Below are 10666 nucleotides of genomic sequence, written 5' to 3' on the forward strand. Positions count from 1 at the left end.
TCGTGCACACCGCCGGGGCGTCCGGCGGCACCACCGCGGCGTACGAGGTGACCGACGGCGAGCTGTCGGAGACCCTGGCCGGCAAGGTGCTCGGCGCCGTGCACCTCGACGCCGCCTGCCGGGGCCGGAACCTCGACGCGTTCGTGGTCTTCTCCTCCGTCGCCGGCGTCTGGGGCGGCGGCGGGCAGGCCGGCTACGCGGCCGGCAACGCCCTGCTCGACGCGCTCGTCGCCGCCCGCCGGGCGGCCGGCCTGCCCGCCACCGCCCTGGCCTACGGCCCGTGGGCGGAGGACGGCATGGCCTCCGGCGAGACGGCCGACGGCCTGCGCCGCCGCGGGTTCAGCCCGCTCGCGCCCGACGCCGCCGTCGCGGCGCTCGGCCGCTGGGTGAACGCCCCCGAGGCGGCCCCGGTGATCGTGGACGTCGACTGGTCCCGGTTCGTCACGGCGTTCACCGCCGCGCGGCCGAGCCACCTCTTCGACCGGGTCGCCCCCGCCGTCGCCGAGGAGCCGGAGCGGCCGGAGAGCGCCGCCGCCACCGACGGGCTGCGGGCCAGGCTCGCCACGCTGCCGGCGACCGGCCAGGAGGCGCTGCTGGTCGACCTCGTCCGCGCGGAGGCGGCGGCCGTCCTCGGCCACCCCACCACCGACCAGGTGCCGGCCGGCCGGGCGTTCCGGGAGCTGGGCTTCGACTCCCTCGCCGCCGTGCAGCTGCGCGACCGGCTGGGCCGGGTCACCGGCCTGACGCTGCCGTCGACAGTGGTCTTCGACCACCCGTCGGCGGCGGAACTGGCCCGCTTCCTGCGTACCGAAATCGTCATCGGCGCGGACGGCGGACCGGTCACCGGCGGCACGACCTCGGCCCGGCCGCCGGCGGACGAGCCGATCGCGATCGTCTCCATGGCCTGCCGCTTCCCGGGCGGGGTGTCCTCGCCGCAGGAACTGTGGCGGCTGCTGGCCGACGGCGTGGACGCGGTGACGCCGATGCCCACCGACCGGGGCTGGGACCTCGACGCCCTGTTCGACAGCGACCCGGAGCGGGTCGGCACCAGCTACACGCGCAGCGGCGGCTTCCTGCGGGACGTGGCCGGCTTCGACGCCGCGTTCTTCGGGATCAACCCGCGCGAGGCCCTCGCCATGGACCCGCAGCAGCGGCTGCTGCTGCACACCACCTGGGAGGTCTTCGAACGCGCCGGCATCGACCCGCACCGGGTGCGTGGCTCCGCCACGGGTGTCTTCATGGGCACCAACGGGCAGGACTACGCCACGCTGCTGCTGGGCGCCCGCTCCCAGGTGGAGGGCTACCAGGCGACCGGCAACGGCGCGTCGGTGGTCTCCGGCCGCCTGGCGTACTCGTTCGGGCTGCACGGCCCGGCGGTCACCGTCGACACGGCCTGCTCGTCGTCGCTGGTGGCGCTGCACCTGGCCGCGCAGGCCCTGCGCAGCGGCGAGTGCGACCTCGCCCTCGCCGGCGGCGTGACGGTGATGTCGACCCCGGGCGCGTTCCTGGAGTTCTCCCGGCAGCGCGGCCTGGCCGCCGACGGGCGGGTCAAGGCGTTCGCCGAGGCCGCCGACGGCACCGGCTGGGGCGAGGGCGTCGGCGTCCTGCTGCTCCAGCGGCTCTCCGACGCCCAGCGCGACGGCAACCGGATCCTCGCCGTCGTACGGGGCAGCGCCGTCAACCAGGACGGCGCGAGCAACGGCCTCACCGCGCCGAACGGGCCCGCGCAGCAGCGGGTCATCCGGCACGCGCTGGACAACGCCGGCCTGACCCCGGGCGACGTGGACGTCGTCGAGGCGCACGGCACCGGCACCACGCTCGGCGACCCGATCGAGGCGCAGGCGCTGCTGGCGACGTACGGCAGGGACCGCTCCGCCGAGCGGCCGCTGTGGCTCGGGTCGGTGAAGTCGAACATCGGCCACACCCAGGCCGCGGCGGGCGCCGCCAGCCTGATCAAGATGGTGCTGGCACTGCAACACGAGGTGCTGCCGGCGACCCTGCACGTCGACGCGCCGACCCCGCACGTCGACTGGTCCTCCGGCACGCTGGCGCTGCTCACCGAGGCACGACCGTGGACCACCACGGACGGGCCGCGCCGGGCCGGCGTCTCCTCGTTCGGCATCAGCGGCACCAACGCGCACGTGATCATCGAAGAGGCCCCGCAGCGGCCGGAACCGGTCGCCGCCGACGGGGAAGGGCCCGAGGCGACCGACGGGCACGGCGACGCGCGACGCGACGACCGCGCCCTGCCGTGGCCGGTCTCCGCCGCCGACCTGCCCGCGCTGCGCGAGCAGGCCGGCCGGCTGGCCGACCGGGTCGCGACGGACGACGACCCCGCCGACCTGGTCGCCTGGGCACTCGCCGACGGCCGGGCCCACCTCGGCCGGCGGGCCACCGTGGTCGCCGCCGACCGGGAGACCCGGCTGGCCGCGCTGCGGGCGCTGGCCGGCGGCGAGGACCACCCCGCGCTGGTCACCGCCCGGCGGCACGGAGGCGGCCTCGCCGTCCAGTTCTCCGGCCAGGGCGCCCAGCGCCCCGGCGCCGGCCGGCAGCTGTACGACACGTTCGGAGTCTTCGCGGCGGCCCTCGACGAGGTCTGCGCGGCGCTGGACCACCAGCTGCCGCAGCCGCTGAAGCCGGTGCTGTTCGCGGCCGAGGGCAGCGCCGAGGCCGCGCTGCTCGACGAGACGGTGTTCACCCAGGCGGGGCTCTTCGCGCTGGAGGTGGCCCTGTTCCGGCTGGTCGAGTCGTTCGGGGTGGTGCCCGGGCACGTCGCCGGGCACTCCATCGGCGAGATCACCGCCGCGCACGTCGCCGGGGTGCTGTCCCTCGCGGACGCCGCCACGCTGGTGGCCGCCCGGGGCCGGCTCATGCAGGCCCTGCCCGCCGGGGGCGGGATGCTCGCCGTCGCCGCCGACGAGGCGGCCGTGGTCGAGTCCCTCGCCGGGTCGACCGACCGGGTCGGCGTCGCCGCCGTCAACGGCCCCACCGCCGTGGTGCTCGCCGGGGCCCTCGACGCCCTCGACGGGCTGGAGCGGACCTGGCGGGAGCGCGGGGTGCGCACCCGGCGGCTGCGGGTCAGCCACGCGTTCCACAGCCCGCTGATGGAGCCGATGCTGGCCGAGTTCCGCGCCGTCCTCGACGGGCTGACGTTCGCCGCGCCGCTGCTGCCGATCGTGTCGAACCTGACCGGGCGGCTCGCCGGGCCCGACGAGATCCGTACGCCCGACTACTGGGTGCGCCACGTCCGGGAGGCCGTCCGGTACGCCGACGGGATCGCCGCGCTGCGCGACGCGGGCGTCGACACCTTCCTGGAGCTCGGCCCGCAGGCGGTGCTGACCGCGCTGACCGCCGGCCTGCTGCCCGGCGACGACGACGGGACGGCCGTGGCGGCGCTGCGCGCCGGCGTCGACGAGCCGGCCGCCCTGCTCGCCGCGCTGGCCGTCGTGGACGGCACCGGGCGGGACGTCGACTGGGCGGCGGTGCTCGCCGTGCTGGCCGGCCCCCGTCCGGATTCCCGCCGGCTGCCCGAGCTGCCCACGTACGCGTTCCGGCCGCAGCGCTACTGGCCGACCCTCGACGCGGCGCCGACGCCGGCCGCCGACCCGGTCGACGACGCGTTCTGGCGGGCCGTCACCGACGGCGACCTGGGCCGCCTCGGCCTCGACCCGGACCAGCCGATGCGCGAGCTGCTGCCGGAACTGGAGTCGTGGCGGCGCCGCCAGCACCTCGACGGCACCCTGGCCGGCTGGCGGTACCGGGTCACCTGGGAGCGCCGGGCGCTGACCGGCGCCGACCCCGGCACGTGGCTGGTGGTGGCCCCGCCGCACCAGGTCACCGACCGGGTGCTCGCCGCCCTCACGGCCAACGCCGCCACGGTGCACCTGCTGACCGTCGACCCGGCCACGGCCACCCGCGACGGCCTGGCCGCCGACCTCGACCGGCTCGCCGCCGCGCACCAGCCGACGGCGCTGCTCTCCCTGCTGGCGCTGGACGAGGCGCCGCACCCGGAGCAGAACGCGCTGCCGACCGGCCTGGCGGCGAACCTGCTGCTCGTGCAGGCGCACACCCGCCGTTCCGGCCCGCCCGTGCCGCTGTGGCTGGCTACCACCGGCGCCGTCGCCGTGGACGACGAACCGGTCGCGCACCCGACGCAGGCCACCACGTGGGGCCTCGGCCTCGTCGCCGCGCTGGAGCACCCCCGGCACGTCGGCGGAGTCGTCGACCTGCCGGCGGGCCCGGCCGAGGCGGCGTACGCGGCCCTGGCCGCAGCCCTGGTCAACGTCGACGGGGAGGACCAGCTCGCCGTCCGGGAGGCCGGCGTGCACGCCCGACGCCTGGTCCGCGACACCGGGCGACCGGCGACGGGCGGCGGGTACCGGCCGAACGGCACCGTCCTGCTCACCGGCGGGGCCGGCGCCCTCGCCCGGCACACCACGGACTGGCTGGGCCGCCAGGGCGCGGAGGTGCTCCCGCTGGCGGAGCCGGCGACGGGCAAGCTCGGTGACCTGATCGAGCAGCTCGCCACCGAGAGCCGGCCGGTGACGGCGCTCGTGCACGTGCCGGCGGAGACCGGGTCGGTGCCGTTGGCCGAGCTGACCCTCGCCGGCCTCGCCGCCGACCTGGCCGCGACCGTCGGCGACGTCCCGAGGTACGCCGACGAGCTGGCGCACCGGCCGCTCGACGCGTTCGTGCTGTGCACCTCCACCACGGGGGTGTGGGGCGCGGGCGGCCGGGCCGGCCAGTCCGCCGGCGACGCGCTGCTGCACGCGCTGGCGGCGAACCGGCGGCACGGCGGACTGGCGGCGACCGCCGTGGCGTGGGGCCCGTGGAGCGACGACCCCGAGTCGCCCGAGCTGGCGCAGCTGCGCCGGCGGGGCCTGCCGGGCCTGCCCCCGGAGCTGGCCGTCGAGGCGTTCGGGCAGGCGCTGCGCGCGGAGGCGGAACTCGTGGTCGCCGACGTGCGCTGGGACCGGTTCGTGCCGACGTTCGCGTCGATGCGGCCGTGCCCGCTGCTGACCGGGGTCCCCGAGGCGGGCGCGGCGATGCCCGCCGACGACGACCGCCAGCCGGCGGACGACGAGGCGGCGACCGCGCTGCGGGAGCGGCTGCGCCCGCTGAGCCCCGGCGAACGGGAGGGCGTCCTCGTCGAACTCGTGGGCAACCTGGCGGCGGCCGTGCTCGGCCACCCCGAGGGCGGGGGGCTGGAGCCCGACCGGGCGTTCCGCGAGGTCGGCTTCGACTCGATGACGGCCGTGGAGCTGCGCAACCGGCTCCGCGCCGCCACCGGCGTCCAGCTGCCCGCCGGCGTGGTGTTCGACTACCCGACCCCCGCGGCGCTCGCCCGGCACCTGCGCGACCAGCTGGTCGAGGACGGCGCCGCCGCGGCGGCCCCGCTGCTCGCCGAGCTGGAGCGGCTCGACGGCGTCTTCGCGGCGGACGCGCCGGACCGGCTGACCCGGCAGAAGCTGCTGGTGCAGTTGCAGGCGTTCGTCGCCCGGTGGGGCGACGAGCGTGGTCCCGTCGAGGAGAAGCCGGCCACGCACACCCTCGACGACGCCACCGACGCCGAGATCTTCGATTTCATCCACCGCGAGCTGGGTGGCCCCGGAGGCAGCCTGCCGGGGCTGTAGGAACGGGTCGGCGCGACCGTCGTCGGCGGTCGCGCCGCCTGTGGTCGGGCGGGGGTGCCGCGCCCGCCCGGCCACAGCCTGCGGGGACGACGGTGCGCCGGAGCGTCCCGCAGGCCCGCCGGCGCTGACGCTGCGGACCTCGACCAGGGCGTTGCGGTCAGAACACGAGTTCCTCGGCCACCAGCGAGCTCTCGCGGAGCAGTTCCTCGTCCCGGTGCGGCACGGCGTAGCGGCGTTCGCGGATCAGCGCCAGGAACTCGTCGGGCAGGGCCACCCGGTGCCGGTGGACGTGGTAGGCCAGGTCGTCGCGCCACAGCCAGTCACCGTCGGTGCGGATCGTCGACCCGTTCATGACCTGTCGCGTCGGGTCGAACGGGTCGTCGGCCAGGTCCATCATGTCGATGAGTACGTAGCCCGCCCTGAGGTAGCGGACGACCTCGTCGACGTCCGGCAGCTCCTCGGCGGAGACGTTGTCGAAGATGCTCTCCTGGACCAGGCCCAGGCCGACGGGTCCCAGCTCGCGGAACATCCCGGCGAAGCGCAACGCCGGCTTACCCATCGGTCCCCCCGCCGGGATAGAAGGTCACCCACTGGCCGCCGTTCCTGATCCGAGGAACCTGCCCCGCTGGACCATACCGGTTCACACCGACCGCGTCGGTGGGTGCCAGGACGGTCACCCCCAGCGCGTCCGCGACCTGCTGGGCCGGCGGCGCGACCCCCGCGTCGGGCGCCACGGTGCCCGAGTGGCAGGACACCAGGCGCACCGGGCCGCCGCGGTAGTGCGGATTGCCGCGGATCGCCTCGGCGATCTGCGCGGGGTGGGTGTAGTTCGAGGGATGGGCGGCACCGTCCGCCCCGACGACGCCCGGGCGGAAGAGGCCGTTGCGCTCACCATGCACCACGACGTCGTGGTGGCCGGGCTCGGGTGCGACGGCGTCGAAGTTCCGTAGGGTCGACTCGTCGTAGCCGATCGCCGTGGCGCCGGGGCGGTGGTAGACGGGGTCGCCGCCGGCGAGGTGCGAGTCCGGCGGCCGGGTCGGCGACTGCGGGTGCGCGCGGGCGTCGGCCCAGTCCGACCTGCGGCCCATCGGATCCGTCGTCGCCGGTATTCCCATGAGGGCGTTGAGCACCTGTGGGAAGAACACGGCGAACGCCGTGTAACCGGCGAGGGCGGCAGCACCGAGCACCGCAGCCGCGGCGATGCCGACGGCGGGGACCGCTCCGTAGCAGCCGGCGAGGCTGTCGGCCATCCCGCCACAGTCGATGGGTACGCCCTCGGCCAGCACCTCGAACGACACCGCCGCAGACATGGCCTCCCCATCCGAGCGTCGGAAGTGAGCCACGTGACGGCGCGAGCGCGTGCACCTGGGGGACCGTCGCTTCGGGTTAGGCTAGGTTAACCCACCACCGTGGACGGAGGAAGCCGTGTCGGACGGGGCCGAGCCCACGGGAGACGGGGCCGAGCCCACGGAAGGCGACCTTCCGGTGCGCGTGATGACGGTCCTCGGCCTGATCGCGGTGATCGTCATCCTCGCCTCGGCCGGCGTCCTGGCCGTGTCCTGGCCGAGCATCCCACAGCGTTCTCCCGCCTTGGCGATCCGGCTGCACGCGTACGACCTGGCGACCGCGCGCATCGTCGATCGACCGCAGAAGAGGTTCCGACAGGGGCAGATTCCGGCCGCCACCATCGACGAGGGTGTGGCCGGGGCAGCAGCCACGCGACCCGCGCGGGCGAGCTGGTACGACGGCTTCGGCCACCGGACCAACAGCGTGGACCTGCCGGATCTCGACGACCTGCGGGCCAGGCCGGTGCCGTTGAGCGCCACCTCCGCCGTACCCGCGGGGACCTACCAGTTCGTGTTGACCACCGTCTCCGGGAACCGGGCGGAGGAGGTGCTCGTCTGGGTGCACGTGGAGATCGAGCGATGACGGAGACGACCACGCAGCCGAGCGGCACCCCGCCGCCCCGGTCGGTGGACCGGCCGGTGGCACCGGACCCGGCTGCGTACCGGCTCGACCGGCTCGGCGCCGCGCTCACCACCGGTGAGGCGCTGCTGGTGATGATCGCCGTGGCGTCGCTGGTCGCCGTCATCCGGGACGACGGCACGGGGGTACGCGTCCTCGGCATGGTCAGCCTCGGGGCCGCCGGCGTCTCGCTCTTCGTCGCCTGCATCGCCGCCGTCGTCGTCGCCATGACCTCCGCCACGGGTGCCTCGCCGCGTGGCCGCTACAAGGCGTGGGCCGTCGGCGGTGCGCTGGCCTTCGCCGCGCCGGCCCTCCTGATCCTGCTTCTCACCCTCCTACAGGTGGGAGTCGCCTGGCGGGGCGCGCTGCTGAGCATTCCGACGACCCTCTTCGCGCTGTGGACGTTCCGCCGGATGCAGCGCAACCGCAAGCCACCGTGGCGACTCGTCGTGGCCGCCTTCGCCTGGGGCCTGTTCGTCGCCGCCTACTTCGCCCAGATGGTCGAGGGCATCCTGCACGTCGTCATCGCGGCAGAGCTCATGCCGGGCACCGCGTCGATCGTCAGTCACGCGGCCGCCGCCGCGGTCCCCGAGGAACTGGGCAAGGGCGCCGGGGTCCTCGTGGTCGTCCTGCTCGCCTGGCGGCGCGTCGACGGAATGCTCGGTGGCATCGTCATCGGCGCCTGCGTAGGAATCGGCTTCCAGTTCGCCGAGTCGATGTCCTACATGACCGGGGACTTCGGCGCCGTGCTCTACCAGCACTGGTACCGGCAGGTCACCGGGCTCCTGGTCAGCCATGCCACCTACACGGGGATCATCGGCGCCGGCATCGGACTCGCCATGCAGTTCCGCGACTGGCGACGGCGGGCAGTCTGCGTCGGCAGCGGCTTCGCCGTCGCCATCGCGGCCCACCTGATCTGGGACGTCTTTGCAATGGGCCGCCTGTACTGGGAGTCCGACAATTCCACGCTCCAGTTGTTCGTTGTGCAGCCGCTGAACCTCATCGTCCTCAAGGGGCCGGCGTTCGCCATCCTGCTGTTTCTCATCGTCATCGCCCTGCGTCAGGAAACCAGGTCGCTGCATCGGCAGCTCCGGGGTGAGGCGTGCGACCCGCGCGGCGCGATCACCCGGGCCGAGGTGCCCGTACTGGTGAATCCGTCGCTGCGTCTCCGGATGCGGCTACAGGCGCTCCTGCGTGGTGACCGTCCGGCCTACACGCGGATGAAGCGCCTGCACTCCGCGCAACTGGACCTGGCATTCGCCAGATGGCGCCGCCACCGGGGCGACCCACAACCGCCGGGGACCGAAGACGCGCTGCGGCGGCGGATTCGCGATCTCAGGACGGAATCCCTCCGGACCCGCCGGCCGCCAGCCAGCGTTGACTCCGGCCCGGGCAGGGAGCCTGGCCGTCCCTAGTGGAGCTGTGCCACACTGCCCGGGTGACGCTGCCTCCGACGTCCGATGGTCCTGACGACCAGGGTGTTGCTCCACCGGGACCCGGCAACGCGGCGCCACCGCCACCGCTGCCACCGGCGCCGCCGCCGCCGAAGAACAATGGGCCTCTCATCATCGGTGTCATCGCCGGGGTGCTGGCGCTGTGCCTGCTCGGGACCTGCGTGGTCGCGGCCGGTGCGCTGGTCGTCGCCAACAGGGGCGACGACGGCCGGCCGGTGGCCGTCGCCGACGGACCCGCGCCCGTGCCGTCGCCGACGACACCCCCACCACCGACCACGTGGGAGACGTCCGCTCCGCCTGAGGCGCCGCCCACGACCGAGGCGGCCCCACCCCCGCCGCCCGCGAAGATCGGGCAGTGCATCGTCGTCAGCGAGTACGGCGACTTCCTGGGTGTCGGCAACTGCAACGGCACGCGGGGCACCTATCGGGTGGTGTCGGTGGACCGTGACCAAGGCGCGTGCGCGGATCCCAAGTCCGCGTACATCGGGGAAGGCGGCTACCGCCTGTGTCTCGAGCGCCACCTGGTGCGCAACTACTGCTACAAATTCCCGAAGGGCAATGGCTGGATCGTCGGCGCGTCGAAGTGCAAGGCGAAGGGCACGGTGCACATCATCGACATCGTTCCGGGGGCGGCCAACGGCAGAAACTGCACGCGGGACTACCGGTGGAACCGCTGGTACCGGTTCACGCACCCGACCGTCGTCTATTGCGTGATGCAGTACTAGCGGATTTCCGTGACGATTCCGCTGCCGACGCTTCGAGCCATTGGTCCGGTGACGACGACAGTGCCGGTGGCTTCGCAGCACACGTGACGGCCCATTCCGCGGCACGTCGCAGGCGATCGTCGACGGCGGTTCCAGCCGGGCGGCCACCCACCGCTGGATTTCTCGGCATTCCGGTGGGCGTCCTGGCGACCTGCCCGGGTGCTCGCGGCCCGGCGCGCAGGCGAGGCGTGTCCCGGCGGTCGACCGTGCCGGGCTGCGGGCCAGCCCGTGACCCGGTGGCGACGCCACACCGGCGCCGAACCAGCGGTACGAGGTCCGCCACGGCGCGTACACCTCGGGTGCATCCCGCCCCGGCCAGGTCCGGACCTCGCCTGGCCGGCATCGAGGTGGTCGGCGGGCCGGAGGCCGGCGAGGCGGCCCACCGGACCCCGCCGACGATCTGCCGTTTCGTCCTACCTGGCGGACGTCCTCGGCCCGACACCCGCAGGCCGGACGACCGCAGCCTCGCCCACCGGGCGTCGTGCACCCCGTGCCGCCCCGCAGCCGCTACCCTGGCGCCAGGTCTCCCGGTCGGCCGTCGATTCGCTTGGTGGCTAACCGATCTGCCGGAGCGCCGCTCTTATCGATCACCGCCACGCTGGGCCAACCTCCCCGCCCGGCGGTCCCTAACGAAACACGGGCTAGGGGCACCCGTAGGGGCACGCTAGGGGTTGTGACCGCCGTCCGGCGACAATTACCTTTCGTCCGGCGCGTAAGACCTGGTGGGGGCTGAAACGCTTTTTGTCTGGCAATTCGTGGTCGGCTGAATGGGCTAAGATCTTCGCGGCTTGTGGCGTCTGTGGACGGTATTGGGTCGCCTGTTTCTTTCCGGCCCGAAGAGGTGGCGTCA

General features: G+C 74.6%; 6 protein-coding genes (1 of these 6 running past the window's edge). 4 read left to right on the forward strand and 2 right to left on the reverse strand.

Features of this window, described 5'->3' with window-relative positions; genetic code table 11:
- Positions 1-5633, forward strand: partial view of a type I polyketide synthase gene (locus ACN27A_RS01170; RefSeq protein ID WP_421449082.1) — the end only. The gene continues 24196 nt to the left of window position 1, outside the view; 5633 of the gene's 29829 nt are visible here — the last part of the coding sequence; the start codon falls outside the window, past its left edge; the stop codon is at positions 5631-5633.
- A gap of 157 nt (positions 5634-5790) precedes the next feature.
- On the opposite strand, the gene ACN27A_RS01175 is transcribed toward ACN27A_RS01170, so the two are convergent.
- On the reverse strand, positions 5791-6192 hold the full coding sequence (locus ACN27A_RS01175) for a hypothetical protein (protein ID WP_421449084.1): 402 nt from the start codon (positions 6190-6192) through the stop codon (positions 5791-5793).
- On the reverse strand, positions 6185-6943 hold the full coding sequence (locus ACN27A_RS01180; protein ID WP_421449086.1) for a hypothetical protein: 759 nt from the start codon (positions 6941-6943) through the stop codon (positions 6185-6187). The genes ACN27A_RS01175 and ACN27A_RS01180 overlap by 8 nt, the downstream gene beginning before the upstream one ends.
- A 175-nt stretch (positions 6944-7118) precedes the next feature.
- Here ACN27A_RS01180 and ACN27A_RS01185 point away from each other — a divergent pair, with 175 nt between their 5' ends.
- The 3 genes from ACN27A_RS01185 to ACN27A_RS01195 are packed head-to-tail and all read left to right on the forward strand — an operon-like array spanning position 7119 to position 9777.
- Positions 7119-7562, forward strand: a complete 444-nt coding sequence (locus tag ACN27A_RS01185; protein ID WP_421449088.1) for a hypothetical protein — start codon at positions 7119-7121, stop codon at positions 7560-7562.
- Positions 7559-9013 (forward strand): PrsW family intramembrane metalloprotease, encoded by a 1455-nt coding sequence (locus tag ACN27A_RS01190; RefSeq protein ID WP_421449091.1) that lies wholly within the window; start codon positions 7559-7561, stop codon positions 9011-9013. The genes ACN27A_RS01185 and ACN27A_RS01190 overlap by 4 nt, the downstream gene beginning before the upstream one ends.
- 23 nt (positions 9014-9036) lie before the next feature.
- The gene (locus ACN27A_RS01195) at positions 9037-9777 is read left to right on the forward strand and encodes a hypothetical protein (protein ID WP_421449094.1); all 741 of its coding nucleotides are present in this window, start codon (positions 9037-9039) and stop codon (positions 9775-9777) included.
- Positions 9778-10666 lie beyond the last annotated feature (889 nt).

The sequence above is a fragment of the Micromonospora sp. WMMD737 genome (assembly GCF_049179055.1).
In the GTDB taxonomy this organism is placed as follows: Bacteria; Actinomycetota; Actinomycetes; order Mycobacteriales; family Micromonosporaceae; genus Micromonospora; species Micromonospora reichwaldensis.